Source organism: Nonomuraea sp. NPDC049750, assembly GCF_040659625.1.
GTDB lineage: Bacteria > Actinomycetota > Actinomycetes > Streptosporangiales > Streptosporangiaceae > Nonomuraea.
The window spans coordinates 75,958-102,544 of sequence record NZ_JBFANB010000015.1 but is presented as its reverse complement, the minus strand read 5'-3'; the positions used below and the strand labels follow the sequence as shown (position 1 = coordinate 102,544).

Annotated in this window: 29 protein-coding genes and 1 pseudogene; 17 read left to right on the top strand and 13 right to left on the bottom strand. The window is 69.6% G+C overall.

Translation table 11 applies throughout. The annotated features are described in order from the left end of the window. Window positions 1-25: 25 nt before the first annotated feature. The 5 genes and pseudogenes from AB0J16_RS33265 to AB0J16_RS33245 form a co-directional block, all read right to left on the bottom strand. Window positions 26-331, bottom strand: a pseudogene (locus AB0J16_RS33265) (helix-turn-helix transcriptional regulator); the annotation flags it as partial. 3 nt (window positions 332-334) lie between these two features. Beyond that, window positions 335-1,516, bottom strand: a complete 1,182-nt coding sequence (dnaJ, locus tag AB0J16_RS33260; protein WP_358546658.1) for a molecular chaperone DnaJ — start codon at window positions 1,514-1,516, stop codon at window positions 335-337. Window positions 1,517-1,536: 20 nt separating this feature from the next. After that, on the bottom strand, window positions 1,537-2,133 hold the full coding sequence (grpE, locus tag AB0J16_RS33255) for a nucleotide exchange factor GrpE (RefSeq protein WP_358546655.1): 597 nt from the start codon (window positions 2,131-2,133) through the stop codon (window positions 1,537-1,539). Continuing rightward, window positions 2,133-4,004, bottom strand: a complete 1,872-nt coding sequence (gene dnaK / locus AB0J16_RS33250) for a molecular chaperone DnaK (protein WP_358546652.1) — start codon at window positions 4,002-4,004, stop codon at window positions 2,133-2,135. Before dnaK ends, grpE begins: the two co-directional genes overlap by 1 nt. Before the next feature lie 343 nt (window positions 4,005-4,347). Beyond that, entirely contained in the window at window positions 4,348-4,806 is a 459-nt protein-coding gene (locus tag AB0J16_RS33245; RefSeq protein WP_358546649.1) for a hypothetical protein, read from the bottom strand. A 91-nt stretch (window positions 4,807-4,897) separates the two neighbouring features. Between AB0J16_RS33245 and AB0J16_RS33240 the strand changes: the two genes are divergently transcribed. The 5 genes from AB0J16_RS33240 to AB0J16_RS33220 all read left to right on the top strand — a co-directional run bounded on the left by AB0J16_RS33240 (window position 4,898) and on the right by AB0J16_RS33220 (window position 10,000). Beyond that, entirely contained in the window at window positions 4,898-5,779 is an 882-nt protein-coding gene (locus AB0J16_RS33240; protein WP_358546646.1) for a proline dehydrogenase family protein, read from the top strand. 79 nt (window positions 5,780-5,858) lie between these two features. Next, on the top strand, window positions 5,859-6,653 hold the full coding sequence (proC, locus tag AB0J16_RS33235) for a pyrroline-5-carboxylate reductase (protein ID WP_357954599.1): 795 nt from the start codon (window positions 5,859-5,861) through the stop codon (window positions 6,651-6,653). A 55-nt stretch (window positions 6,654-6,708) separates the two neighbouring features. Continuing rightward, on the top strand, window positions 6,709-8,076 hold the full coding sequence (locus AB0J16_RS33230) for an HlyD family efflux transporter periplasmic adaptor subunit (RefSeq protein WP_358546643.1): 1,368 nt from the start codon (window positions 6,709-6,711) through the stop codon (window positions 8,074-8,076). Further along, the gene (locus AB0J16_RS33225) at window positions 8,073-8,819 is read left to right on the top strand and encodes an ABC transporter ATP-binding protein (RefSeq protein ID WP_358546640.1); all 747 of its coding nucleotides are present in this window, start codon (window positions 8,073-8,075) and stop codon (window positions 8,817-8,819) included. Before AB0J16_RS33230 ends, AB0J16_RS33225 begins: the two co-directional genes overlap by 4 nt. Then, entirely contained in the window at window positions 8,816-10,000 is a 1,185-nt protein-coding gene (locus AB0J16_RS33220) for an ABC transporter permease (RefSeq protein WP_358546637.1), read from the top strand. The genes AB0J16_RS33225 and AB0J16_RS33220 overlap by 4 nt, the downstream gene beginning before the upstream one ends. A 57-nt stretch (window positions 10,001-10,057) precedes the next feature. On the opposite strand, the gene AB0J16_RS33215 is transcribed toward AB0J16_RS33220, so the two are convergent. The 4 genes from AB0J16_RS33215 to AB0J16_RS33200 all read right to left on the bottom strand — a co-directional run bounded on the left by AB0J16_RS33215 (window position 10,058) and on the right by AB0J16_RS33200 (window position 13,597). Beyond that, entirely contained in the window at window positions 10,058-10,798 is a 741-nt protein-coding gene (locus AB0J16_RS33215) for an ABC transporter permease subunit (protein ID WP_358546634.1), read from the bottom strand. Continuing rightward, window positions 10,795-11,685: an ABC transporter ATP-binding protein gene (locus tag AB0J16_RS33210; RefSeq protein ID WP_358546631.1), complete on the bottom strand. Its 891-nt coding sequence runs from the start codon at window positions 11,683-11,685 to the stop codon at window positions 10,795-10,797. Before AB0J16_RS33210 ends, AB0J16_RS33215 begins: the two co-directional genes overlap by 4 nt. Before the next feature lie 80 nt (window positions 11,686-11,765). Then, entirely contained in the window at window positions 11,766-12,425 is a 660-nt protein-coding gene (locus AB0J16_RS33205; RefSeq protein WP_358546627.1) for a response regulator transcription factor, read from the bottom strand. Next, entirely contained in the window at window positions 12,422-13,597 is a 1,176-nt protein-coding gene (locus AB0J16_RS33200) for a histidine kinase (protein WP_358546624.1), read from the bottom strand. Before AB0J16_RS33200 ends, AB0J16_RS33205 begins: the two co-directional genes overlap by 4 nt. A gap of 136 nt (window positions 13,598-13,733) precedes the next feature. Here AB0J16_RS33200 and AB0J16_RS33195 point away from each other — a divergent pair, with 136 nt between their 5' ends. The 10 genes from AB0J16_RS33195 (at window position 13,734) to AB0J16_RS33150 (ending at window position 22,033) form a co-directional block, all read left to right on the top strand. Next, a complete protein-coding gene (locus AB0J16_RS33195; RefSeq protein WP_358546621.1) occupies window positions 13,734-14,897 on the top strand; it encodes an acetoin utilization protein AcuC in 1,164 nt (387 codons plus the stop codon). 8 nt (window positions 14,898-14,905) lie between these two features. Further along, window positions 14,906-15,688: a phosphatase gene (locus AB0J16_RS33190; protein ID WP_358546618.1), complete on the top strand. Its 783-nt coding sequence runs from the start codon at window positions 14,906-14,908 to the stop codon at window positions 15,686-15,688. A gap of 312 nt (window positions 15,689-16,000) precedes the next feature. Continuing rightward, window positions 16,001-16,204, top strand: coding sequence for a helix-turn-helix domain-containing protein (locus AB0J16_RS33185; RefSeq protein ID WP_026214222.1), 204 nt, complete (start codon window positions 16,001-16,003; stop codon window positions 16,202-16,204). A 177-nt stretch (window positions 16,205-16,381) separates the two neighbouring features. After that, window positions 16,382-16,480, top strand: coding sequence for an AURKAIP1/COX24 domain-containing protein (locus tag AB0J16_RS33180; RefSeq protein WP_018654693.1), 99 nt, complete (start codon window positions 16,382-16,384; stop codon window positions 16,478-16,480). A 22-nt stretch (window positions 16,481-16,502) separates the two neighbouring features. Further along, window positions 16,503-17,504, top strand: coding sequence for an NAD-dependent epimerase/dehydratase family protein (locus AB0J16_RS33175; protein ID WP_358546615.1), 1,002 nt, complete (start codon window positions 16,503-16,505; stop codon window positions 17,502-17,504). Window positions 17,505-17,527: 23 nt separating this feature from the next. Continuing rightward, entirely contained in the window at window positions 17,528-18,397 is an 870-nt protein-coding gene (locus AB0J16_RS33170; protein WP_358547203.1) for a lysophospholipid acyltransferase family protein, read from the top strand. 106 nt (window positions 18,398-18,503) lie between these two features. After that, complete coding sequence (locus AB0J16_RS33165) at window positions 18,504-19,502, top strand: ThiF family adenylyltransferase (protein ID WP_358546612.1); 999 nt, start codon at window positions 18,504-18,506, stop codon at window positions 19,500-19,502. Window positions 19,503-19,549: 47 nt separating this feature from the next. Further along, entirely contained in the window at window positions 19,550-20,344 is a 795-nt protein-coding gene (locus AB0J16_RS33160) for an SDR family NAD(P)-dependent oxidoreductase (RefSeq protein ID WP_358546610.1), read from the top strand. Between the two features lie 109 nt (window positions 20,345-20,453). Then, a complete protein-coding gene (locus AB0J16_RS33155; RefSeq protein WP_358546608.1) occupies window positions 20,454-21,035 on the top strand; it encodes a sigma-70 family RNA polymerase sigma factor in 582 nt (193 codons plus the stop codon). A 2-nt stretch (window positions 21,036-21,037) separates the two neighbouring features. Beyond that, window positions 21,038-22,033 carry an LCP family protein gene (locus tag AB0J16_RS33150; protein WP_358546605.1) on the top strand — a complete coding sequence of 332 codons (996 nt, stop codon included), beginning with the start codon at window positions 21,038-21,040 and terminating at the stop codon, window positions 22,031-22,033. Between the two features lie 222 nt (window positions 22,034-22,255). Here AB0J16_RS33150 and AB0J16_RS33145 read toward each other — a convergent pair whose 3' ends face one another. Continuing rightward, window positions 22,256-23,119 (bottom strand): HAD-IB family hydrolase, encoded by an 864-nt coding sequence (locus tag AB0J16_RS33145; protein WP_358180418.1) that lies wholly within the window; start codon window positions 23,117-23,119, stop codon window positions 22,256-22,258. A 141-nt stretch (window positions 23,120-23,260) separates the two neighbouring features. After that, window positions 23,261-23,677 carry an IS200/IS605 family transposase gene (gene tnpA / locus AB0J16_RS33140; protein WP_358546603.1) on the bottom strand — a complete coding sequence of 139 codons (417 nt, stop codon included), beginning with the start codon at window positions 23,675-23,677 and terminating at the stop codon, window positions 23,261-23,263. Window positions 23,678-23,729: 52 nt separating this feature from the next. Here tnpA and AB0J16_RS33135 point away from each other — a divergent pair, with 52 nt between their 5' ends. Both AB0J16_RS33135 and AB0J16_RS33130 read left to right on the top strand, forming a co-directional pair. Beyond that, window positions 23,730-24,539: a transposase gene (locus AB0J16_RS33135; RefSeq protein ID WP_358546600.1), complete on the top strand. Its 810-nt coding sequence runs from the start codon at window positions 23,730-23,732 to the stop codon at window positions 24,537-24,539. Continuing rightward, a complete protein-coding gene (locus AB0J16_RS33130; RefSeq protein ID WP_358547201.1) occupies window positions 24,422-25,069 on the top strand; it encodes a transposase in 648 nt (215 codons plus the stop codon). The genes AB0J16_RS33135 and AB0J16_RS33130 overlap by 118 nt, the downstream gene beginning before the upstream one ends. 56 nt (window positions 25,070-25,125) lie before the next feature. Here AB0J16_RS33130 and AB0J16_RS33125 read toward each other — a convergent pair whose 3' ends face one another. Both AB0J16_RS33125 and AB0J16_RS33120 read right to left on the bottom strand, forming a co-directional pair. Further along, window positions 25,126-25,758, bottom strand: a complete 633-nt coding sequence (locus AB0J16_RS33125; protein ID WP_358546597.1) for a DUF5667 domain-containing protein — start codon at window positions 25,756-25,758, stop codon at window positions 25,126-25,128. A 68-nt stretch (window positions 25,759-25,826) separates the two neighbouring features. Further along, window positions 25,827-26,465, bottom strand: a complete 639-nt coding sequence (locus AB0J16_RS33120; RefSeq protein ID WP_357655008.1) for a sigma-70 family RNA polymerase sigma factor — start codon at window positions 26,463-26,465, stop codon at window positions 25,827-25,829. Window positions 26,466-26,587 lie beyond the last annotated feature (122 nt).

Here is a 26,587-nt window from a genome sequence, read left to right as displayed (position 1 = left end):
CGTAGCGGATCAGCGCCCTGACCATCTGCATCTCGGCGCGGAGGCGGTGAACCTCCTCACGCAGCCGCAGAGCCTCGTTCTCGAGCTCGAGAATCCGCTTGATGCCCGCGAGGTTGATGCCCTCCTCCTGGGAGAGCCGCTGGACCTCGCGGAGCTGGATGATGTCGCGGGTGGAGTAGAGGCGGCCGCGCCCCGCCGTGCGGCCTGGACAAACCAGTCCGAGCCGGTCGTACTGTCGCAAGGTCTGTGGATGGAGGCCCGACAGTTGCGCGGCCACCGAGATCACATAGACCGGAGTCTCGTCTGACAGGTCGAAATAGTTGGCGTCCATCGGCTACTCGCTTCTGGCTCTCTGTATGAGATCAGCCCGCGGGTCCTCGCCCGCCGTCGCGGTGTTGAACTCCGTGAGGAGCTCGCGGGACTTGTCGTCCAGCGTCTGAGGGACGAGCACCTCGACGGTGGCGAGCAGGTCGCCCTTGGTGCCGTCCTTGCGGGCGACGCCCCTGCCACGGACCCTGAACGTGCGGCCGTTGGGCGTGCCCGTCGGGATGCGCAGCGTGACCGGCAGCCCTTTGAGTATCGGCACCTTGATCTCGGCGCCGAGCGCGGCCTCGGAGAACGTCACCGGCACCGTGACGGTCAGGTTGTCGCCCGTCCTGCCGAAGACGGCGTGCGGTTTGACGTGCGTGAGGATGTAGAGGTCGCCGGCCGGGCCGCCGTTCTCGCCCGGGGCGCCCTTACCCTTGAGCTTGACCCGCTGCCCGTCGGCCACCCCCGCGGGGATGCGCGCCTGGATGTTGCGGGTGCTCTTGGCCCGGCCGCTGCCCTCGCACACCGGGCAGGGGTCGTCCACGAGCAGGCCGCGGCCCTTGCAGTCGCGGCAGGGCTCGGAGAAGGCGAAGTTGCCCAGGTTGCGGCTGGCCGCCCCCGTGCCCTCGCAGGTCGGGCAGACCCGCGGCGTGGTGCCGGCCTTGGCCCCGGTGCCGCTGCAGGCCGTGCAGGCGGCCGAGCTGGTCAGTCTGAGCGACACCGTGGAGCCGTCGACCGCTTCGGTGAACGTGAGCGTGACCTCGGACTCGACGTCCTGGCCACGCCGCGGCCTCGTGGCGCTGGTCGTACGGGTCGAGCCGCCGCCGCGGTTGAACAGCCCGCCGAACAGGTCGCCGAGCCGCTCACCCGCCCCGTGGCCCTGCTGCTGCTGGTTGGCGGTGCCCCCGAACAGGTCGCCGAAGTCGAACGGGAAGCCACCACTGCCGGGACGCTGGGCCCCCACCCCGGACCCGAACAGCGTGCGCGCCTCGTCGTATTCCTTGCGGCGCTTGCTGTCGGACAGGACGTCGTTGGCCTCGGAGATCTCCTTGAACTTGGCCTCTTTGGCCACGTCGCCCTGGTTGGTGTCGGGGTGGTATTGCCTGGCCAGCTTGCGGTAGGCCTTCTTGATGTCATCGGCCGTGGCTGACTTGGGCACACCAAGGACGGCGTAGTAGTCCTTCTCCAGGTAGTCCTTGGTGCTCATCTATCGCCCTTCGTTCTTCGTCAGTTGTCGTCGTCGGACGCCGGGGGGGCGTCTTCTGGCTCCGCCACGGCCACCCGCGCCGGGCGGAGCACCCGGTCACCCATCCGGTAACCGGGCTGGAGCACCTCGATCGCGGTCGGCTCGGTGACGTCCGGCGAGTAGCTGTGCATCAGCGCCTCGTGGACGGTCGGGTCGAACGGGTCGCCCTTCTGGCCGAAGGAGTTGAGCCCGAGCTTGGTGACGGCCGCTTCCAGTGACTCTGCCACCTTCGCGAAGCCACCGGTGAGCTCGCCGTGATCACGCGCCCGGCCGATGTCGTCGAGCACGGGCAGGAGCTCCTGGAGGGCGCTCGCGACGGCCTGCTCCCGCACTGCGCTGCGGTCACGTTCGACCCGCCTGCGGTAGTTGGTGTATTCCGCCTGGAGGCGCTGCAGGTCGGACGTCCGCTCGGAGAGCTGGGCCAGCAGGTCTCCGTCCTGCGCCGCCGCCTCACTGGCGGCGGGCGGAGGGGGAGCGTCCTGGTCCTGCGGTCGTTCGCGCACCTGGCCCGTCTCCGGGTCGATCTTGCGGTTGTCGCGGATCACCGGCTCGTCGTGCCCGTTGTCACGCGTCGGCATCACTTGTCCTTCTTCGGCTGGTCTTCGTCGACGATCTCGGCGTCGACCACGTCGTCATCGGCCTTCTGCTGCTCGCCGGCCGCGGCGTCCTGCGGGGCGCCCTCGCCGCCGGGCTGCTGGCCCTGGCTCTGCGCGTAGATCGCCGAGCCCATCTTCTGGCTGACGGTCGCGAGCTTCTCGGCCGAGGTACGGATGACGTCGGTGTCGGTGCCCTCCAGAGCCTTCTTCAGCTCGGCGAGCGACTCCTCGACCTCGGTCTTGATCTCGCCGGGGACCTTGTCGTCGTTCTCGCGGAGGAACTTCTCCGTCTGGTAGGCGAGCCCGTCGGCGTTGTTGCGGACCTCGGCCTCCTCGCGGCGCTTCTTGTCCTCGTCGGCGTAGGACTCGGCCTCGCGCATCATCCGCTCGATGTCGTCCTTCGGCAGCGCGGAGCCGCCGGTGATCGTCATCGTCTGCTCCTTGCCCGTGCCCAGGTCCTTGGCGGAGACGTTGACGATGCCGTTGGCGTCGATGTCGAAGGTGACCTCGATCTGCGGGATGCCGCGCGGCGCCGGGGCGATGCCGGTCAGCTCGAAGGTGGCCAGCTTCTTGTTGTAAGAGGCGATCTCGCGCTCGCCCTGGTAGACCTGGATCTGCACCGACGGCTGGTTGTCCTCGGCCGTGGTGAAGACCTCGGAGCGCTTGGTCGGGATCGTCGTGTTGCGCTCGATGATCTTGGTGAAGATGCCGCCCTTGGTCTCGATGCCCAGCGACAGCGGGGTCACGTCGAGCAGCAGGACGTCCTTGACCTCACCCTTGAGCACACCGGCCTGCAGGGCGGCGCCGATGGCGACGACCTCGTCCGGGTTGACGCCCTTGTTGGGCTCCTTGCCGCCGGTCAGCTCCTTGACGAGCTCGGAGACGGCGGGCATGCGGGTCGAGCCGCCGACGAGCACCACGTGGGCGATGTCGGAGATCTTGATGCCGGCGTCCTTGATGACCTGGTGGAACGGGCCCTTGGTCCGCTCGAGCAGGTCGGCGGTCAGCCGCTGGAACTCGGCCCTGGTCAGCTTCTCGTCGAGGTGCAGCGGGCCCTCGGAGGAGGCGGTGATGTAGGGCAGGTTGATGTTGGTCTCGGCCTGGCTGGACAGCTCGATCTTGGCCTTCTCGGCGGCCTCACGCAGGCGCTGGAGCGCCATCTTGTCCTTGGACAGGTCGACGCCGTGGGCGTTCTTGAACCGGTTGGCCAGCTCGTCGACGACCCGCTGGTCCCAGTCGTCACCACCGAGGTGGTTGTCGCCGGAGGTCGCCTTGACCTCGACGAAGCCGTGGCCGTCCTCCTGGCCGACGTCGAGCAGGGACACGTCGAAGGTGCCGCCGCCGAGGTCGAAGACCAGGATCGTCTGGTCCTGCTCCTTGTCGAGCCCGTAGGCGAGGGCCGCCGCGGTGGGCTCGTTGATGATGCGGAGCACGTTGAGGCCCGCGACCGTGCCGGCCTCCTTGGTGGCCTGGCGCTGCGCGTCGTTGAAGTAGGCCGGGACGGTGACCACCGCGTCGGTGATCTTCTCGCCCAGGTAGGCCTCGGCGTCCTGCTTCAGCTTCTGCAGCACGAAGGCGCTGATCTGCTGGGGGGAGAACTTCTTGCCGTCGATCTCCTGGGACCAGTTGGTGCCCATCTCCCGCTTGACGGAGCGGATGGTCCGGTCCACGTTGGTGACGGCCTGTCGCTTGGCGACCTCGCCGACCAGGACTTCGCCGTTCTTAGCGAAGGCGACCACGGACGGCGTGGTCCGCGAGCCCTGCGCGTTGGCGATGACGGTGGGCTCACCGCCCTCGAGGATCGAGACGACGGAGTTGGTCGTCCCAAGGTCGATACCTACCGCACGTGCCATGAGTACGTCCCTGTAGTTAAAGTTGAGTCGGTCAGACTCAACGTACGAATGCCCGGGGTGTTTGTCAAACAGCTTGAGCCTACTCGACTCAACCTGACCCCGGGCACCCGTATTCCCCCTGAGAGCTCCCCCCTCAAACCCTGACGAGACCCCGGCACGACAAGGGTCGCGTACCGGGGTCTGGCCCCTCCCGGAAGTCCCCCGCCCGAAACTGGCGGACCCCGGCGCGACAAGGGTCGTGTGCCGGGGTCTGGTCGTTCCTCTCCCGAAAGTCCCCCGCCCGAAACTGGCCGACCCCGGCGCGACAAGGGTCGTGTGCCGGGGTCTGGGTCTGTTGAGAGGTTCAGGGCTTGGCGCCGTCCAGCACCTTGCGCTTGCCGAGCGGGGTCTTGAGCTTGACCGTCGTCGTCTTCTCCACCGCGATCATGATGCAGGCGACGTCCTTGGCCTTCGGGGCGGTGCCCTCGTACAGGGTGACCTTGACGCTCTTGCGCGTCTCCTTGACCTTCACCCGGTCCAGGACGGTGCACGGGGCCACGCCCGACCACCAGATGAGCTTGAGCTTGCGGCCGTGCGACGTCGGTTGCGCCTTGGTCCAGCGGACCTTGTGCGTGTTGATGGTGTCGCCCGTGGGCTTGACCGGTTTCGGAGCCTTCGTGGGAGTGGTCTCAGCGGGAACACTCGCCACGGGGTCAGTGGTGACCGGCGTCTGTGGGGCGGGGGCGGTGGCCTGCTCGGCAGGCGCCGGGGCCCCGCAACTCGTCGCAAGCACCAGACATCCGGCCAGAAGAGTCGCTGTCATTGTGCGCATACCTCTTGGACGAATGGGACGGCTCGCAGGTTCAGCTACCGAATCCGGCGGGTTTCGCACCGGCGAAGTTAGGGTGGAACATGTGCTGCGTCAGGCCCTGCTAGCCGTATCCAGGAGCGACCTCGTCGAGCGGGTCGTCACCACCTCGCCGCTGACCAGAGACGTGGTCAGGCGCTATGTCGCCGACGACGTCGAAGCGGTCGTCGCCCGGCTGACCCGCGACGGGCTGCTCGTCACCATCGCCCGCCTGGGTGAGGACGTCACCGATCGGGCGCAGGTCGAGCGCGCGGTCCAGGGCTACCTCGCGCTGCTCGGCCGGCTGCCCCGGGACGCCGACGTGTCGGTCAAGCTGACCGCGCTGGGGCTGCGGCTCTCCGAGAAGCTCGCGCTCGACAACGCGGCCACCGTCTGCGAGGCCGCCGCGGCCAGGGGAGTGACGGTCACCCTCGACGCCGAGGAGCACGACACGATCCCCAGGCTCGACTCCGTGCATGCCACGCTGCGCAAGGAGCATCCCGACGTGGGCATCGTGGTGCAGGCGTACCTGCCGGACGCCCGTGAGCGCTGCGAGCGGCTCGACGGTGCCCGCGTACGGCTCTGCAAGGGCGCCTACAGCGCGCCCGGCGCCCTCACCTCACGGGCCGACATCGACCGGTCGTTCGCGCGCTGCCTCAAGGTGCTGATGGTGGGCACCGGCTACCCCATGGTCGCCACGCACGACCCGCGACTGGTGGAGATCGCTTCGGCGCTGGCCGTACTCACCGGGCGGGACGCGACGGGCTTCGAGTATCAGATGCTGTACGGCGTGCGGCCCGCCGAGCAGGCCCGGCTGGCCGGACTCGGCGCGCAGGTGCGCGTCTACGTGCCCTACGGCGCCGACTGGTACGCCTACCTCATGCGCCGCCTCGCCGAGCGCCCGCGCAACCTGGCCTTCTTCGCCCGGTCGCTGCTGAGCCGTCACTAGCTTCGCCCGGTCGGTGGTGAGCCGCCACTAGCTTCGCCCGGTCACCGGTCACCCGGCACCGGCTCGGTAGGCTACCGGGGTGATTGCGATTCTGGGCACGGGCAAGATGGGCGAGGCCCTCCTGTCCGGGCTGCTGCGAGCGGGGTTCGATCCGGGCGACATCATGGCGACGTCCCGCAGGCCGGAGCGGGCGCAGGCGCTGCGCGAGGCCTATGGCGTGCGCACCGTGACCAACACCGAGGCCGCCAAGGCCGCGGAGACGATCATCCTGGCGGTCAAGCCGCAGGACATGGCGGCGCTGCTGGCCGAGATCGCCCCCTATGTCCCCGCCGACCGGCTGGTGATCACCGCTGCCGCGGGCATCACCAGCGCCTTCGTCGAGCAGCGTCTCGGCGTCGAGGTGCCGGTCGTCAGGGTGATGTCCAACACGCCGATCCGCTTCGACGAGGCGATGAGCGTGATCTCGGCGGGCGCCCACGCGAGCGAGGAGCACCTCCAGCACACCGAGGACCTGCTCAAGCCGGTCGGCAAGGTGCTGCGCATCCCCGAGTCGCAGCAGGACGCGGCCACCGCGCTGTCGGGCAGCGGGCCCGCCTACTTCTTCTACCTGGTCGAGGCCATGGTCGACGCGGGGATCCTGCTCGGCATGCCCAGGGCCGCCGCGCTCGACATGGTCACCCAGTCGATCGTCGGCGCCGCCGTGATGCTGCGCGACTCGGGCGAGCACCCGGTGATCCTGCGCGAGGCGGTCACCTCGCCCGGCGGCACCACGATCGCGGCGATCGCCGAGCTCGAACGCCACAGCGTCCGCGCCGCCTTCCTGGCCGCCATCGAGGCCGCCCGCGACCGGAGCCGCGAGCTGGCCTCAGGCTGAGCCTAGTTCGGGAGGCCCAAGCCACCCCGGGCACCCTGCTCCTACGATGGGTCGGGTGACGATCCGTCGCGGCATCCCCCCGCTGCTCGTCCTGCTCGCGCTGACCGGCTGCTCGGCCGAGGCACCGGCCGCCGTACAACTGGCCGACGTCAAGCGCGCCCCCGTCACCGAGGTCGTCGAGGCGCCCGCCACCATCGGCGCCCGCGCCACGGCCACCCTCCGCTCGCCCGCCCAGGGCACGATCGCCCACCTGTACGTCCGCGAGGGCGACCACGTGCGCAAGGGCCAGATCGTGGCCAAGATCCGTTCGCCGCAGGCCCAGGACCAGCTCAAGCAGGCCCGGCGGGCGTCGAAGTCGGCCGCGCCCCCGACCCCGAGCCTGGGCCGCCCGAACGTCCGGCTCGCCTCCTTCGACACCGGCGCGTTCGACCGCAAGGTGGCCGCGCACTTCGCCAAGGCACGCAGGGAGGCGAAGAAGATCGACGACGCCCAGGCCCGCAGGCAGTTGCTCAGCGCCATCGGCCTGGCCGAGGCCCAGCACAAGGCGCAGACCAGGGCCCTGAAGTCGATCACCGCGCAGCTCAACCGGTCGATCAACAGCGTGCTGGCCGGGGTCACCAGCGGGTTCGGCGGGCTGACGTCGTCCATGGCGTCGTTACAGGCCGCCTCCAAGTCCCAGGCGAAGGCCGCGGTCAAGGCGGCGGAGAGCGCGGTGAAGTCGCTCACCGTCAAGGCGCCGTTCGGCGGGGTGATCACGCTCGGCCGGCCCTCGGGCGGCGGCGCCGCGAGCAGCCTGAACGGCCTGCTCAGCCAGCTGCCCACCGGCGGTCAGCAGCTGCCCGCCGACACCTCCGGCGGCTCGGCGAGCGGCGGCACGCCGGTGGCGGCCGGTGTTCCCGTCTCGGCGGGCGACCCGATCGTCACCGTCACGGACATCTCGGAGCTCACCCTCTCCGCCGACATCGACGAGACCGACGTGCTGCTGGTCAAGAAGGGCACCAAGGCCACGGTCGAGCTCGACGCGGTCCCCGGCGCGGCCTACACCGCGCGGGTCACGGGCGTCGGCGTGACACCGATGCCCGGCACGACGGGTGGCGTCAGCTACCCGGTGCAGCTCACGCTCGGCGCGGGCCGGTTCGACGACGGCGCCGCGGCGCCCACCCCCAAACCGGGTATGAGCGCGGTGACGCGGCTGACGGTCCGCGAGTCGCCCGCCGCCATCGCGGCCCCGGCCTCGGCGATCGTCTCCAGCGGGCGCGAGAGCGTGGTCTGGGTGGTCAGGAACGGTACGGCGGAGCGCCGCGTGGTCAAGCTCGGCGCCCAGGGGGAGGCGGTGGTCGAGGTGCTGAACGGACTGTCGGTCGGTGACCGGATCGTGGTCAAGGGCGCGGACTCGGTACGGCAAGGGCAGCGGCTGCCATGACCGCCGCCGCGTCGGACGCCGCTTTGGAAGCCGTCGATCTCACCAGGCGCTATCAGCTCGACGGCGTCGCCGTGGAGGCGTTGCGCGGTGTGTCGCTGCGCATCGGCCGCGGCGAGTTCGTAGCCATCATCGGGCCGTCCGGGTCCGGCAAGTCCACGCTGATGCACTTACTCGGCTGCCTCGACCGGCCCACCTCCGGGCGGCTGCGGGTGAACGGGGTGGAGATGTCGCAGCTGTCCGACACCCAGCTGGCCGAGCTGCGCAACAAGACGATCGGGTTCGTGTTCCAGTCGTTCCACCTGCTGGCCAGGACCACGGCGCTGGAGAACGTGGCGCTGCCGCTGGTCTACCGGGGGGTCGGCAAGGCCGAGCGCCGGTCCAGGGCACGGGCCGCGCTGGAGGCGGTGGGTCTGGGGCACCGGATGGAGCACCGGCCCTCGCAGATGTCCGGCGGCGAGCAGCAGCGCGTGGCGATCGCCAGGGCGCTGGTGGGCGAGCCGAAGGTGCTGCTGGCCGACGAGCCGACGGGCAATCTCGACACCCGCAACGGCGCCGAGGTCATGGCCATACTCGACCGGCTCAACAGTGACAGCGGGGTGGCCGTGGTGCTGGTCACGCACGAGCCGGAGGTCGCGGGGCACGCCCGGCGGCAGATCCACGTACGCGATGGGCTGATCGAGCTGGACACCGGCGCCCGGGAAAGCGCGGAGAGCGAGCAGAGGGACGGCGGCGGCGCGGGGTGAGGGGGCGCGAGGCGTTCGGCATGGCGCTGGAGGCGCTGCGGGTCAACCGGATGCGCAGCGTGCTGACCATGCTCGGGGTCGTCATCGGCGTGCTCGCCGTAGTGATCCTGGTGGCCGTCGGCACCGGCGCGAAGGACGCGGTGGAGAAGGAGATCTCCGGCCTGGGCACCAACATCATCCTGGTCGTCCCCGGCCGGCTCACCGTGGGCGCGGCGCCGACCCAGAGCAAGCTCAACCTGGCCGACGTCGCGTACGTGCGGCGCGTGGTCGGCGACCCGTCCAAGGTGACGGTCTCGCTGCAGTCGGGCGAGACCGTACGGGTCGGCGGGACCGAGGCGTTCGTCACGATCGTCGGCACCGACCAGAACCTCACCAACATCTTCGACCGCCCGCTCGACAAGGGCCGCCACCTGAGCGGGACCGACGTCGACACCCGGCGCCGGGTCGCCGTGCTCGGCTCCGAGGTGGCCGACAAGCTGTTCGGCGACCTCGACCCGATCGGGCGGCAGCTGACGATCTCCGGGGCGCGGTTCCGGGTCGTCGGCGTCTACGCCAAGATCGGCCAGACCTTCGGGGTCTCGCGCGACCAGGAGGTGCACATCCCGGTGACGACGGCCCAGCGGCTGCTCGGCATCGCCAGGGTCAACGGCATCGCGGTCGGCGCGTCCGGGCCCGACGAGATCGAGCCGCTCCAGAGCCGGGTCGTGGCGGCGCTGACCGACAGGTATCCGGGGGAGAAGTTCTCGGCTGTCACGCAGACCCAGTTGCTCGGCACGATCGGCAGCGTGCTCGGCATGCTCACCGGCGTGCTGGCCGCGATCGCCGGCATCTCGCTGCTGGTGGGCGGCGTGGGCGTGTCCAACATCATGCTGGTCAGCGTCAGGGAGCGGACCCGTGAGATCGGGCTGCGCAAGGCGCTCGGGGCCAGGCAGCGCGACATACTGACCCAGTTCCTGATCGAGGCGGTGCTGCTGACGACGATCGGCGGCGTCATCGGGATCCTGCTCGGCGTCGGCGGCGCCCTCGCCATCCAGGCGCTCACGCCGGTGCCCGCGTCGATCACCTGGTGGTCGATCGCGCTGGCGTTCGGCGTCTCGGCGGCGGTGGGCGTGTTCTTCGGCGTCGCGCCCGCGCGGAGGGCCGGCCGGTTGGACCCGGTCGTCGCCCTCCGCGCCGAGTGACGTGCTTGGTGACGTGCTGAGCGGCGTGCCGACCGAGTGACGCGCCCGGTGACGCGGTTACGCGTCGCGGCGCCGCATCAGTACGGCGCCCGCGATCATCGCGACCGCCACCCAGGCGAGGTAGACCGCGAACCCGCTCCACGGGCCCAGGGAGCCGCGGCTCTCGCCGGACACGACCAGCAGGCCGGCGTTCGTGGTGAAGTATTCGGCCACGGTCCTGCCCCACTCGCCCGGGAGCTGGGACGCCACCGTGGGCAGCACCATGATCAGCGAGATGGCCGACACGATCGCGCCCGGCGTGTGCCTGATCAGCGTGCCCAGTCCCAGCCCGAACAGCCCGCACGCGGTCAGGTAGAGACCTGACCCGAGCGTAGCCCGCGCCACCTCCCCCATCTCGATGGACGCCGGCTGGGAGATCGCCAGGCCGACACCCATCGCGACGGCCGACGCGACCAGGCAGACGACGAGCGACACCGCGACGAACACCACGATCTTGCCGGTCAGCAGGCGCATGCGCTGGGGCACGGCCATGAGCGAGGTGCGGATGCCTCCGGTGCGGTATTCGCTGGAGATCACCAGAACGCCCAGGGTGGCCATGGAGATCGAGGCCATCATCGCACCGGTCAGGCTCGACACGATCGCCTGCGAGCCCGGGATCGGCCCGTTGGCCATGTTCTTGGTCGTGATGCTGAGGAGGGCGGAGAAGCCCAGCATCAGTACGGCGGTGACGGCCAGGGTCCACACCGTCGAGCGGACAGAGCGGATCTTGGTCCATTCGGAGCGGAGAATGTCGATCATGATGAGTACTCCAGGCTGTCCTTGGTGAGCTCCATGTAGGCCGCTTCGAGCGAGGGCTGGACGAGCGTCAGCTCCTCCAGCGGCAACCCGGCCCGCGCGGTGATCGTGCCGATCTCCAGCGGCGTCACCCCGGTCACCCGCAGGTGGTCGGCGTGCAGGTCACCGACCTTGAGCAGATCGGCCACCTCGGCCAGGCGGGGCGAGCGCACCCGTACGTACGACTGCGAGCTGCGCCCGATGAACTCCGACATGCTCGTGTCGGCGATCAGCGCGCCCTTGCCGATCACCACCAGGTGGTCGGCCGTCTGCGCCATCTCGCTCATCAGGTGGCTGGAGACGAACACCGTGCGCCCCTCGGCCGCCAGCTTCCGCATGAACGTGCGGATCCACAGGATGCCGTCCGGGTCCAGCCCGTTGACGGGCTCGTCGAAGAGCAGGATCTCCGGATCGCCGAGCAGCGCGGCGGCGATGCCGAGCCGCTGCGACATGCCGAGCGAGAACCCGCCGACCCGTCGCTTGGCCACCTTGGCCAGGCCGACCACCTCCAGCACCTCCTCCACCCTGCTCGCCGGGATGGCGTTGGTCTGCGCGATGGCCAGCAGGTGGTTGCGGGCGCTGCGCCCGCCGTGCACGGCCTTGGCGTCGAGCAGCGCGCCGACCTTGCGCAGCGGGTGCCGCAGCTCCCCGTACGGCCTGCCGTCCACGAGGACCGACCCGCCCGACGGGTGGTCCAGGCCGAGGATCATGCGCATGGTCGTCGACTTCCCGGCGCCGTTGGGTCCCAGGAACCCGGTCACCTGGCCGGGCTCGACGTCGAAGGACAGGTCGGCCACGGCCACGGTGCCGCCGTAGCGCTTGCTCAGGTTCGTTGCCCGGATCGCGGTCATGACCCAAGCGTGGCCGGGCGGGAGTGGGATTTCGTCCTGCTGGAGGACTGTTCGCGGGCGCGGCCTCTGGGACCCTGCTCCTACTCTCCAGGGGTGATCAGCGCCGCCTCGTAGGCCACGATCACCGCCTGGGCCCGGTCCCGGACGCCGATCTTGGCGAACAGGTTCGTCACGTGGTTCTTGACGGTCGAGGGGGAGACGTCCAGCTCCTCGGCGATCTCCGCGTTGGACCTGCCGCGGGCGATCAGGACGAGCGTCTCGCGTTCGCGCTCGGTCAGCCCGTCCAGCGTCGTGGGAGCCGCCCGGCGGCGCGGTCGCGCAGCCCGTACGAACGTGCCGATCAGGCGGGTCAGCAGGCGCGGCGCCACGGCGGACTCGCCGCGGTGCACCACACGGACGCCCTCGACCAGCTCCTCGGGGGAGACGTCCTTGGGCAGGAACCCGGCGGCGCCCGCCCGCAGGGCCGCCACCACGTTCTCGTCCAGGTCGAACGTGCTCAGCGCGAGCACCCGCACACCGGGCGACTCCACGGTGATCCGTTCGGTCGCGCGTACCCCGTCGAGGCCCGGCATGTGCAGGTCCATCAGCACCACGTCCGGGCGCAGCCGCTCGCACAGCGCGACCGCCTCCGCGCCGTCGGCCGCCTGGCCCACCACGCGCATGTCCGGCTGGGCGTCGAGCATGAGCTGGAAGCCCTTGCGCACCAGCGCGTGGTCGTCGGCCAGCAGTACGGTGATCATGTCGTCTCCAGGGGAATGCGGGCACGCACCAGGAAGCCGCCCTCCGAACGGGGGCCCGTACGCAGCAGGCCGCCGCACAGCGTCACGCGCTCGGCCATCCCGTCCAGCCCGAACCCCGGGGCCGGGGCGGTCCGGCCGCCCGAGGCGGGCAGGCCGTCGTCGATGACCTCCACCTCGACCGCCTCGCTGTCGTAGGCCAGCCGGACGCTGGCCCGCGCCCCCACGGTGTGCTTGCGGGTGTTGGTCAGCGCCTCCTGCACGATCCGGTAGACGGCGTGGTCGACGGCCGCCGGCAGCGTGACGGGCTCCCCGATCACGGTCAGGCTCGTGGGCAGCCCGGCGGTCGCGGCCTCCTGGACCAGCGCCGACAGCCGGGCGGCGCCCACCCCGGTCGCGGCGTCGGCGCCCCCCTCGATCCTGAGCAGCCCGTCCGTGGTGAACACGCCGCCGGTTCCGACCGGGTCGTCGGCCCTGAGCACGTTGAGGAGCTGGCGCATCTCCGCCAGCGCCTGGCGCGCGGTCCGCTCCGCCCCGGCCAGGGCGTCATGGGCGGCGTCCTCGCTCGGCGGCAGGGTGGCCCTGGCGCCCCCGACCAGCACGTTGATGACGCTGATGTGGTGGGCCACGACATCGTGCAGCTCCCTGGCGATGCGCCGCCGCTCGGCGCGGACCGCGCTCTCGGTGGCCTCCCGTTGGCCGCGCTCCCTGAGCTCGGTGCGCACTCTGACGAGCTGCCCGACGACTATGGGGGCCAGCGGGTACAACCCGGCCATCCACGAGCCGGGCACTGGCCTGATCAGGTGGTGGGCCAGGCCGTAGACCACGCTCTCGCCGACGGCGGTGAGCGCGGCGGTCCTGCCCGGGGTGTAGCGGCCCACGCTGTAGAAGGCGATCGTCGAGGAGATGTTGGCCGACGCCACGATGCCGGCGGCCATGCCGAAGATCTCACCGACGGTCTCGATCGCGGCGACCGTGACGGGCCGGCTCCGCCGTAACAGCAGCGGGAACGTGCTGAGGATGAAGAGGGCGGCGCCCTCGCCGACGTCCGGGTAGCCCTGGCGCAGCACGGAGACCAGGCCGACGCTCGCGGCCCCGGCGAGCACGGTCACCAGCGTGATGTCGAAGACGCGCGGACGCTTGAAGAAGCGCCATGCGGCCGTGATGCGTCGCATGAAGCGCATGATCCAACCCTATGCGGCACTTATTGAAAAGCGGCGATATTTCGCCGGAACAGTCCCCGTCACCGTCTGGACGCGGCCAGTTGACGCTGCGGTAACGTCGCTCCAAGGGCGAGGGACGGGAGCGGGAATGAGTTCTACGGCAAGGGCCATCTGGGACGATGCTCTCACTTCCTACGATTTCGGGCCGAGCCATCCACTGGCGCCCGTCAGGGTGGAGCTGACGATGGCGCTCGCCCGCGAGCTCGGTGTGCTGGACAAGATCGAGGTGGTCGGCTGTGCGCCCGCCACCGACGACGACCTGGCCCTGGTGCACCGGCGCGACTACATCGAGGCCGTCAAGCGCGTCTCCGCCTCCGGTGGGGCCGACCTGTCCGTGGGGCTCGGCACGACTGACAATCCGGCCTTCAAGGGCGTACACGAGGCCTCGGCGCTCATCGCGGGCGCGACGCTCGCGGCCGCCCGCGCGGTCTGGGAGGGCACGGCCGAGCACGCGGTCAACGTCGCCGGCGGTCTGCACCACGCGATGGCCGGTAACGCCAGCGGCTTCTGCGTCTACAACGATCCGGCGCTGGCCATCGCCTGGCTGCTCGCGCAGGGGGTCGGCCGCATCGCCTACGTGGACGTCGACGTGCACCACGGCGACGGCGTGCAGGCGATGTTCTACGACGACCCCCGGGTGCTGACGATCAGCCTGCACGAGAGCCCGCGCACGCTGTTCCCCGGCACCGGCTACCCGGGGGAGACCGGCGCGGAGGGCACGGCGGTCAACGTGGCGCTGCCCGCGGGCTGCGGAGACGAGGGCTGGCTGCGGGCCTTCGACTCGGTCGTGCCGCCGCTGCTGCGCGAGTTCCGGCCGGAGATCCTGGTGACCCAGCATGGCTGCGACAGCCACGCGCTCGACCCGCTCGCCAACCTGATGCTCAGCCTCGACGGCCAGCGCACCGCCTACGCCGCCCTGCACCGGCTGGCGCACGAGACGGCCGGCGGCCGGTGGATCGCGACGGGCGGGGGCGGCTACGAGCTGGTCCAGGTGGTGCCGCGGGCCTGGACGCACCTGATGGCCGAGCTGTCCGGGCATCCGCTCGACCCGGCCACCCAGACACCCGCGGCCTGGCGGGCGTTCGTACGGGAGCGGACGGGCGAGACGCCCCCGCTGACCATGACGGACGGCAGAAATCCGGAATTTCGTGACCTGGCTGGTGGTTATGACCCAGCAGACCCCATCGACCGTGCGGTCATGGCGACCCGACAGGCGGTCTTCCCCCTGCACGGCCTCGACCCGATGCCTTAGGGAGAGCTGTGCTCAGCCGCGACCAACTCCGCGAACACCTGGTCCGCACCCGGATCGCCGGCGAGGTCGCCACGTCGCGCGAGAACAATCTCGACCACTACAGCTCGGTGGCCAACCGCGATCCCTATTACCTGCTGGGACTGACCCTTGAGCAGCCGTGGTCGTTCCGGGACGTCCTCGCGCAGATGGTCAAGGCGGCGGGCGTGCAGGCCGACGCGGGACACCGCTGGGGCCAGGACACCATCGACCCCGACCTGACGATCGACGCGCTCGACGCCATGGCCGACCGGATCGCCGGCGTGCTGTCGCGGGACAAGCCGCGGCTGCTGTTCGCCACCGGGCACCCCACGGGCCTGCTCGTCGTCCACCTCGCGCTCGCCCGGCTCGCCGTGGAGCGCGGGGCGACGCTGCTGACACCGGCCGAGGGCTGGACCTACTCCGGGTCGGGTTTCGGACGTGCCCGTAAGATCCGCTACCTCCAGGACATCGCCATGCTCGATGACAAGGGCGGATTCGTGCACACCCACGACTCCGCCCCGATGGAGCGGATGCTGACCGTCCTGGGCGAGGTCACGCCGGACCTCGTCATCGCCGACCACGGCTGGGCGGGAGCGGCTGGAGAGGCGGGTGTGCCGACGGTGGCGTTCGCCGACAGCAACGACCCCGGACTCTTCCTAGGCGAGGCCGAGGGCAAGATCGACGTGGTCGTGCCACTGGATGACAATGTGCTACCGCGCTACTACGAGCCGCTGATCGCCCATCTGGTCACACGAGCCTCACAGGCCCTTTGAGTTCAATTCGGTCATCCCCATACCGTCTTTTCGCGCCTGCATTCCAAGAGGCTCGCAGTCCCTTTGCCAACTTTTGAGGGGGCCTGGGCGACTCTTATGTGTGACAAGTTGGACAGTTCCAACGTCCAGGCGAGGTGCTCAAGCCGGTGGTTAACCAGCGATTTTGCTGGTTTGGCTGACAGGTAGCTCCGTCAGCTGAGAAAATAGGGGGTTTGCGCTGTCGGAGTCCCGACTTACGCTGACGGCAGTACACGTGCGTGAGCAGTGGCACCAGTGGGGATAACCCGTAAACACGTGCGGAAGAGGCGTCCGATGGGTGCAGGCGAAAGACCTCTCAGTGAGGTGAAGTTCCTGACGGTGGCGGAAGTGGCCACGGTCATGCGGGTGTCCAAGATGACGGTGTACCGCCTGGTGCACTCTGGCGAGCTGCCGGCCATCCGAGTCGGCCGGTCGTTCAGGGTGCCCGAGCAGGCGGTCCACGACTATCTGCGGGAGGCCTACATCGAGGCAGGGTAGATCTTGAGGTAGCGGCGTATGCCACACGCCGTGAATGCCGTCGTGGGAGACGCCCGGCCGCCACCGAGCGGCCGGGCTCACCCCCCAGGGGGCGATCCACAGCCGATCGCCGGTAGGCTGTGATCCGGTGTGCGCTCGCGCATCGGTTCAGATCTGCTATCAGTACCTGGGGGTCCCGTGGGCTCTGTGATCAAGAAGCGCCGCAAGCGGATGGCCAAGAAGAAGCACCGCAAGCTGCTCAAGAAGACGCGCATCCAGCGGCGCAACAAGAAGTAACAGACGCAGCTGCGAGGCGCTGATGACCCACACCGTGCTCGTCACCGGGGTCTCGCGCCACGTGGGCGCTCGGATGGCGAGCGTGCTCGCCGCCGACCCGGACATCAGTCGCGTCATCGGAGTGGACACCGTGCCGCCCCCCTCGCTGACGCGAGATGGCGGCATCTCCCTCGGCCGGACGGAGTTCGTCCGGGTCGATCTGCGCAGCCCCGACATCGCTCAGGTGATCGCGGCTGCCGACATCGACACCGTTGTGCACATGAGCCTGGTCAGCGCTCCGTCGCGGGGCGCGGGCAGGGCCGTGATGAAGGAGCACAACGTCATCGGCACCATGCAGTTGCTCGGTGCCTGCCAGCGGTCGGCGACCGTGCGGCGCGTGGTGGTCCGCTCGACCACCGCCGTCTACGGTTCGTCGCCACGGGATCCGGCGGTGTTCACGGAGGACCAGGACCTGGAGCCGCACGACGGCCCGAGCCACGGCTACGCCAAGGACGCGGCCGAGGTGGAGGGCTACGTGCGCGGTTTCGCGCGCCGCCGGCCCGACATGGCGGTCTCGCTGCTGCGCTTCGCCAACTTCATGGGTCCCGGCGTCGACTCGCCGCTCACCCGCTACTTCACCCAGCCGGTGCTGCCGACCGTGTTCGGCTTCGACCCGCGGCTGCAGTTCGTCCATGAGGACGACGCGATCGAGGTGCTGCGGCGGATGGCGACCGAAGATCACCCCGGCACGTACAACGTGGCCGGGGCAGGCGTGTTGCTGCTGTCGCAGTGCGCGCGCCGGGCTGGGCGGCTGTCGCTGCCGCTGTTCGCGCCCGCCTTCCGCCTGCTGGGCGATGCCGCGCGCCGTGCCGGCCTGGTCGACTACTCGCCCGAGCAGGTCCGGCTGATGAGCCATGGCCGGGCGGTCGACTGCTCCAGGCTGGAGGCCGAGCTGGGCTGGAAGCCCAAGTTCACCACCGGCGCGGCTTTCGACGACTTTCTGCTCTCGCGGGGGCTGCACCCGCTCGGAGGTGTGCGGCATTGAGCGTTCCGAACGACGAGGCCCGCGTGATCCCCATCAGCTCGGCACCCTCCTTCGAGGAGCCGGAGACGCTCGCCAGGCTGCTGGCCTTCATCCGGCGGCGCATCACCGGCGACTACGAGGTCGATGAGTTCGGCTATGACGCAGAGCTGACGGACAAGGTGCTGCTGGAGCTGATCAGGCCCCTCTACCACCACTGGTTCAGGGTCGAGACGGTCGATCTGAAGAACGTGCCCGAGGAGGGCGGCGCGCTGGTCGTGGCCAACCACTCCGGCACGCTGCCGGTCGACGCGCTGATGATGCAGGTGGCGCTGCACGACGAGGCGGACCGGCCGCTGCGGCTGCTCGGCGCCGACCTGGTCTACCAGCTCCCGATGCTCGCCCACCTGTCGCGCAAGACCGGCCACACGCTGGCCTGCCGCGAGGACGCCGACCGGCTGTTGCGCAAGGGCGAGCTGGTCGGGGTGTTCCCCGAGGGGTTCAAGGGCGTCGGCAAGCCGTTCTCCGAGCGCTACAAGCTGCAGCGCTTCGGCCGCGGCGGGTTCGTCGCGTCGGCGATCCGCGCCGGGGTGCCGATCCTGCCCACCGCCATCGTGGGCGCCGAGGAGATCTACCCCAAGATCGGCGATCTGCCGACGCTGGCCAGGCTGCTCGGCCTGCCCTATCTGCCGATCACCCCGCTCTTCCCGCTGCTCGGCCCGCTCGGCCTGGTGCCGCTGCCGTCGAAGTGGATGATCCAGTTCGGGGAGCCTATCCGTACCGACGAGTACGACGCGGCGGACGCCGACGATCCGGTGCTGGTGTTCGATCTCACCGATCACATCCGCGAGATCATCCAGCAGATGCTCAACGAGCTGAGGCTGCGCCGCGGCCCCGCCTTTCCGCCATTCTTCTGAACTCAACAGAATCTTGACATGATCGGTCAAGCCATCAAGGATGGGGAAACCGAGCAAGGCAAGACGGCGGCTGGACACCCATGGGTTCGACACCTAGGGAGCGTGCATGAGACGGCTCGTCGACTCCGTGCTCGTCACGAACGCCGGCGACCAGGTGATCCTGTCGACCGGCTCACGTGACGGTTTATCGCTGCGGGGCGACCTCGACCGCGTCGAGCAGGCGGTCACGCTGCTGCGGGACGGCGTCGACGACAGTGACATCCACGCGGACCGGCTGCTGGCCGACCTGGTGGCGGCGCTGACGCACATGGGGTGGCTCACCTCGGAGCCGCCGCAGTCGGCGGCCGAGTCCACCGGCCGGCTCGCCCGCCAGCACGGCTACCTGACGCTGTTCGCCCCCGACGCGCGCGAGCTCCAGTCGCGGATCGCCGCCTGCACGATCATGCTCCTCGGCGTGGGCGGCATCGGGGCTGTCGCGGCCCAGCACCTGGGCGCCGCCGGGGTCGGGCGCATCGTGGCCGTCGATCCCGACGTGGTCGAGCTGCACAACCTCAACAGGCAGCTGCCGTACACGACGAGAGACGTGGGCGTGCCCAAGGTCGACGCGCTCAGCGCGCGGCTGCTCGACTTCGCGCCCGAGACCGAGGTGGTGTCCGTACGGCGGCGCGTCGCCAGTGCGGCCGACCTCGACGGCCTGCCCCATGTGGACCTCGTCCTCATCGGCGCCGACGAGCCCGCCGAGCTGGCCGACACGGTCTGGCGGTGGTGCCGCGAACGTGACGTGGCCATGAGCCGCGCGGCGGTCGCCCACGAGCACGGCCACTGGGGCCCGCTCCTGTCGCCCCGCGAGGGGCACTGCCACACCTGCTTCGAGCACGCCCGTGAGGCCGGGCTGTCGCGCGAGCGGCGGCTGGAGGGCGGTCACGGCCCCACGCCGTGGTCGTTCGGCGCCACCAACACGGTCATCGCGGCCTGGGCCGTGCACGACATTGTCCAGTACATCGCCACGTCCGAATGCCCCACGCTCAACCGCCGCGCCCACCTGGACTTCGCCCACGGTGAGCTGCACTTCCTCGATGGTCCTCGCTGCACCTGCAACCAGTAGCGGGCCGCCGGTGTTCTCCAACTGAGACAACACCGGAAGGAAAAAATATGGATCTGCAACTTACCGGCCGCGTCGCCATCGTCACCGGGGCGTCCAAGGGCATCGGCCTGGCCGTGACACAGACCCTGATCGAGGAGGGCGCCCACGTCGTCGCGGCCTCCAGGACCCGCACCCCCGAGCTGCCCGACAAGGCGGTGCACGTACCGGTCGACCTGATGGACCCGCAGGCGCCCGCCGAGGTGGTCGCCCGTGCCGTCGAGGAGTTCGGGCGGCTGGACATCCTGGTCAACAACGCCGGTGGCCCGCCGCCCGGCGTGACGCTGCCGCACGCCGGGTTCATGACCTCGGACGACGACACCTGGCGGGCGATGTTCGAGTTCAACCTGTTCTCGGTACTCCGGATGATCCGCTCCGCCGTACCGGTGATGCTGGAGGGCGGCGGCGGCGCGATCGTCAACGTCTCCTCCGTCACCGCCCGGCAGCCTTCGGCGGTGAACATGGACTACGGCGCGGCCAAGTCGGCCCTCACCTTCGTCAGCAAGGCGGTCGACGAGGAGTACGGCCCGCAGGGCATCCGGGTCAACACCGTCTCTCCCGGGCCCGTGCTCACCCCCTGGTGGACCGACGAGGGCGGCGCGGCTGACGTCTTCGCGGGCATGGTCGGCGCCGACCGGGACAACCTGATCACCAAGGTGGCCCCGGAGATGATGAAGCTGACGACCGGCCGCCTGGTCACCCCGCAGGAGGTCGCCGACGCGATCGCGCTCCTGGTCTCGCCCCGCTCCGGCAGCACGGCGGGCGCCGACATCGTGATCGACGGAGGTTGCGTCAAGGAGGTGTGAGCGCGAACTCCGCGGCTTGCGGTGGCCCGCTGAACGCGGACCACCGTGAACCTGAATGGCGGGTTGTGGTGATACATCCCTGACCGACTTCCCCCGCAGAAGGGCGGAGATGATCACGCAACCCGCCACCAGGGGTGCGGACGCCGACCTCGTGCACGCTTCGTTAACCGATCCTGAAGTGTTCGCCGAGCTCTTCGACCGCTACTCCGCCATGCTCTACAGGTACGTCTCCAAACGGCTGGGCCCCGAGCCCGCCGAGGACATCGTCGGCGAGACGTTCCTGGTCGCCTTCTCCCGCAGGAAGAGCTACGACCCGAGCTATCCAGACGCCCGGCCGTGGCTCTTCGGCATCCTGACCAAGCTCGTCTCCCGGCACCATCGCACCGAGGCGGCCCGCTACCGCGCCCTGCAGCGCGCCCCTGTCGACGCCGACGTGGAGTCCCCGGCCGACCGCGTGGCCGCCGGGGTGACCGCGCAGGCGTCGCGCCCCGAACTGGCCAGCGCGCTGGCCGCCCTGCCCGCCAAGGACCGCGACGTACTCCTGCTGATCGCGTGGGGCGACCTGACGTACGACGAGGTCGCGCAGGCGCTCAGTATCCCGATCGGCACCGTACGCTCCCGCCTCAACAGGGGCAGGCGGAAGGTACGCGCGGCGCTCGGCGACACCAACCCGATGCTTGAGGAGGAGTGACGATGGACGACCTGAAGGTGCTCCGCGACCTCGGCAGGGAGCTCGAACACCAGCCTCCGGCGACGCTGGTCCGCCAGCGGCAGCGCCTGCTCCAGGCCAGACCGCGGCGCAGGCGGCTGACGTGGCTGCTGACGGGCCTTGTCGGGGTGGCCACGATGGCGACGGTGGCCACGGTCGCGGTGCCCACGCTGATGCTGGCGGGCCGCCAGACCGTGCCTCAGCCGGCGGGTGCCCGCCCGGCCAATACGAGCGGCGTGCTGAACGTGCTCCTGGTCGGCAGCGACAACCGGGCGGGTTCGAGCAAGTTCAACGTGGGAGCCCGCTCCGACACCCTCCTGCTGCTGCACCTGCCGGCCGACCGGACGAAGGTCACGATCATCTCCTTCCCCAGGGACTCGATGGTGCGGATCCCCGCCTGCGGGTCCCGCCCGGCCAGGAGGGACATGATCAACTCGGCGTTCCACACCGGCGGTCTCGCCTGTTCGGTGAAGACGGTCGAGACACTGACCAAGGTGCGCGTGGACCACATGATGGAGGTCGGGTTCTCCGGAGTGAAGGCCATCGTCGACGCCCTCGGCGGGGTCGAGGTCACGGTGCCGAGGGCGGTGGACGACGAGAAGGCGAAGCTGAGGCTCCCGGTGGGCAAGCAGGTGCTCAATGGCGAGCAGGCGCTGGGCTATCTCCGGCTGCGCTACTACGGCGACGGGTCGGACATCCAGCGCATCAAGCGCCAGCAAGGGCTCATGATGTCGATGCTGAAGAAGGCCAAGCAGCGGCTTAAGGATCCGGCGGCCTTGCGGGACTTCCTCACCACGGCCAGCAAGTCGATCAAGACCGACCCGGAGTTCGACCTCGACACCATGCTCGGTATCGCCGGCACGCTGGAGAAGAGCAAGATGACCTTCGTCACGGTCCCCTGGCGGCCCGATCCGGACGACCCGAACCGGATCGTGTGGGCGCAACCGGCGGCGGAGCGGCTCTTCGCCGGGCTGCGGTAGTTCCCCCTGGGGGCCGTCCACATGACCGTCTCGATCCGTGTGACGGTGCGTGGTGGCTGAGGTCCCTTAGGGATACCCCCTCCGGGGAGAGGAAAGAGCCGCTCCGTCGTGGCTGGGGGCCATTGGGAGGGATCCCCTCCGGGGGGAGGGGAAAGAGCCGGTCCGTTGTGGCTGGGGGCCCTTTGGGATCCCCCTCCGGGGGAGCGGAAGAGGGCGGGGCGGCTACTGGGTTGAGCGGTAGTGCTTGCGGAGGGCGATGCCGGCGGCGATGCCGCCGGCCACCGCTCCGACGCCCGCGGCGATCGGCAGGGCGGTCAGCGTCGCCTTTCTGCCGGTGCGGAAGTCCTTGATCGGCCAGTCGTGCTTCTTGGCGTGCTCGCGCAGCTCGCTGTCGGGGTTGATGGCCACCGGCTTGCCGACCAGCGACAGCATGGGCAGGTCGTTGGCCGAGTCGCTGTAGGCGGTGCACCGGGTGAGGTCGAGGCCCTCCCGGCGGGCCAGCGCCCGCACCGCCTCGGCCTTGGCCGGGCCGTGCAGCAGGTCGCCGACCAGCCGTCCGGTGTAGACGCCATTGGTGGTCTCGGCCACGGTGCCGAGCGCGCCGGTCAGACCGAGCCGCTGGGCGATGACCCTGGCCAGCTCGACCGGCGTGGCCGTGACCAGCCAGACGCGCTGGCCGCGGTCGAGGTGGCTCTGCGCGAGCGCCCGGGTGCCGCCCCAGATGCGGTCGGACATGACCTCGTCGTAGATCTCCTCGCCCAGCCGGATCACGTCGTCGACCTTCGCGCCCGCGACGAACGCCAGCGCGGTCTCGCGGGCCACCGCGATGTGCTCGGGGTTCTCGTTGCCGCGCAGCCGGAACACCGCCTGGCCGACGGCGAACTTGAACAGGTCGGAGGTGGTGAACAGGCCGCGCGTCGCCAGGCCCCTGGCGAAGTGGTAGATGGAGGCGCCGCGCATCATCGTGTTGTCGACGTCGAAGAAGGCGGCCGCCTGCTGGTCGGGCTCCGTAGGGGTCACCGTCACCGCGGCCGCCGCTGCGGCCTCGCCGGCGAGCTCCGCCTCCGCCTCGCGCTGTCGTCGCATTAGCCGCCACATGCGCCTCAGCTTATCGAAGGTCCGCTGAAAGCCTCGGCCTTCGGTTCGGGCCGGGGATGAATGCGGTCCTGTCAGATGGCCCGCCGGAGGCGGGACAGCCCGGGGTACGTAGCGCGGACCCGGAAGCGGTCAGGTGGGGCGGCGCTGTTGTTCGATGTAGGCCTCGATGATGGTGAGTGGGGCTCCGCCACAGGAGGCGGCGAGGTAAGAGGGTGACCAGAAGGGGCCGTGCATGATGGCCTGGTCTACGCGGCCGGGGAACTCCTTGCGCAGATAAAGGGATGAGACGCCCTTCAGCGAGTTGACGAGTTTGGAGACCGCCATCTTCGGGGGGTAGTGGACAAGGAGGTGGACGTGGTCGTCTTCGCCGTTGAACTCGCGTAGTTCGGCCTCGAAACTGTCGCACACCTCGATCATGATGTCCTCGCAGCGTCGCAGCATCTCGTTGTTGAACATGCCTCGCCGCTGTTTGGTCACAAAGACCAGATGGACATGCATCGCAGAAACCGCATGTCTGCCTCGTCGGTATTCCACTTCCTGGCTCATAGACCAGATGATAGTGCGTTCGAGTCGATGGCAGGTGAGTGTCGCACAGTTGATGGGGCGTTCCCTCGTGTTGGCGGGTCGCAGGTGCCGGCTGGAGTTCGACTTCGGGCAACAGATGTTCGCCGAGCGGCTGGGCGGGATCTGCCGCAGCGTGTGGAACACCGGCCTCGAACAGCGCCGCGAATACCGGCGGCGAGGCGCCTACCTCAGCTACGAGGAGCAGTGCGCACAACTCGCCGAGGCGAAGAAGGACCCGTACTGCGACTGGCTCGCCGACGCCCCCGCCCAGGTCATCCAGCAGACGCTGAAGGACCTGGACCAGGCGTGCCGACAGCACGGCACCTGGAAGGTGCGTTGGAAGTCGCGGACGAAGTGGAAGCCGTCGCTTCGGTTCCCCACCGCGAAACACATCTCCGTCGAGCGGATCAAGGGCGGGTGGGGCCGGGTGTTCCTGCCGAAATTCGGGTGGGTGAGGTTCCGGATGTCGCGCCCGCTGGGCGGGGCGGTGAAGTCTGCGACCGTCTCTCGCGATGGCAGGCACTGGTTCATCTCGTTCCTGGTGGAGGACGGCCTGGCTCAGGTTGAACGCCACCTCCATCCCGACCGGCACGTCGGGGTAGACCGGGGTGTGGTCACGGCCGCGGTCACCTCCGACGGGGAGTTCTTCGATCGCCGCCACGCCGGAACCGGCAGCTTGTCCAGCCTGGTGCCACCCCCTGAGCGCAACAGGACAGGCAGCCTGATCTGGGGTTCCTCACTCCGGGCGAGGCGGAACGCTATCTGCGACTCGAGCGGCGGCTTGCCCGGTCGAAGAAGGGCTCCCGGCAGCGTGAACATGTTGTCGCGGCGATGGGCGACATGATGCGCCGCGTCCGGTGGCGTCGTACGGATTTCAACGCCCAGACCGCGCACCGCCTCACCCACCGCTACGCCATCGTGGTCCTGGAGAACCTCAACATCGACGGTATGACCACCAGTGTGCGGCCCAAGCCCGACTCCGGCGAGGTGGGCCGATACCTGCGCAACGGGGCGGCGGCGAAGTCCGCCTTGAACAAGGCGATCCTGGACAAGGGCTGGTACGGCCTGGAGAGCGCCCTGCGGAGCAAGGCCCGCTACAGCGGGACCGTCGTGGCGAAGGTCCCGGCCCCGTACACCTCACAAACGTGCCCGGCACCTGCCTGTGGGAAGGTGGATGAGAAGAGCCGCGAGAGCCAAGCGGTCTTCTCCTGCACCGCCTGCGGGCACACCGAGCACGCCGACATCGTCGGGGCGAAGAACACGTTGGCCAGATATCGGGCGGCCGGGCTGGTCGTTCCAGGGCGTGGAGACCCATCCGGGTCCGTGAAGCGTCAAGCATCCCGTTCCACAGCGCGAGCCGCGCAAGCGGCATGAGCTGCCGCGCAAGCGGCACGGGAACCTCCGTCCCTTGAGAACGGAGAGCAAGTCAACTAGCGCGGGGCCACAAGCCCGTCTATGTAGTCGAGGTAGCCCGTCGCCTTGTCCTGTTGATCCCCGTCCATCCGTTCGAGCATTGGTTCGACCATGTTCTTCTGGTCGCGCGCGAACCGGTTGATCTTCGGTGAGCGCGGCTCGGCTCGCTCCAGCCTCCTGATGCCGGACCGGGTCGAGTCCTCCATCTCCTTGAGCGTCTTGGTGACCAGCGGTCCGTCGCCGGACGAGCCGAGCAGCTGGGCGACCTCGGCCGCCCGGGTCTTGGCCGAGACCAGCTCGCGCTCGGCCCGCTGCACGTCGTCGGTGCTGAGCCGGACCAGCGTGCTCTCCGCGGCGCGCTTGAGCGGGTAGAGAGTGTCGCCGGGCAGCGCGTGGTAGGTGACGAAGGCCGACAGCATCATGGCCGCCGCCAGGCCGAACGTGGCGGCCTGGGAGAGCCAGGAGAGCCGCCGCCCAGGACGGCGATGGGAGCGGCGGGCTCGTACGGGCTCGGGGAGGCGCTGCGCGGACAGGAGCTCGGCGCGGAGACGTTCGCGGAAGGCGGGGGCCGGACCCCCGCCCAGCGGGAGCCGTCGCAGCTCTGTGAGGTGTTCGAGCACGCGCTCGCGCGATCTGCGCGCCCTACCCATGACAGCTCCCTGACGCCGCCGGGGAATCCGATCGTGACATCTGCCTAACGACGTGCCGCTGGTGGAGGTTACGCCAGGTCGTGCTTGAGAGCCCTGGCCAGGGCCCGGATCGCTCGGAACTGCAGGGCTTTGATCGCTCCACTCTTCTTCCCCATGATCAACGCGGTCTCGGCGAGCGACAGGCCGTGCAGGAACCGCAGAACCACGCATTCCTGCTGCTCGGGGTTCAGATCCTGGACGGCGCGGAGCATCCGGTCGTTGATGATGGCCGTGACGACGGCGTTCTCCGGGATGTGCGGGCCGTCGAGCGGGACGTCGATCACCTCCCCGGTCGGGATCTCCAGGCGATAGCGGCCGGACTTGAAGTGATCGGTGACCAGGTTCCTGGCGATGGTGACCAGCCAGGCACCGAAGTCACGGCCCTGCCAAGTGAAGTCGGTGATCCGGCGCAGGGCGCGGAGGAAGGTCTCGCTGGTGAGATCCTCGGCCAGCGGATGCGAGCCGACGCGGAAGTAGATATAGCGATAGACAAGATCCACGTATCGGTCATAGAGCGTGCCAAAGGCATCCGAGTCTCCGGTCTTGGCGTGCAGCACCAGCATGCGGAGGTCATCGGGAATCTCTTCGCGCACGGCAAGCTCGCTCGTCCGGGCGGGACCAGCGACCGCTGGTGGGAGCAGCCCGGCGAACGGCCACGAGTCAGGCATCCGGTATCCCTAGGGGTAAGGGGTGCGGCGTGCTCGAACACTCTAGAAATCAACCGGAAATTCCACAATCCGCTTCGCGAAGGCATGACTAGCCGTAATCGGCCGATACCGTGTGGACCGAC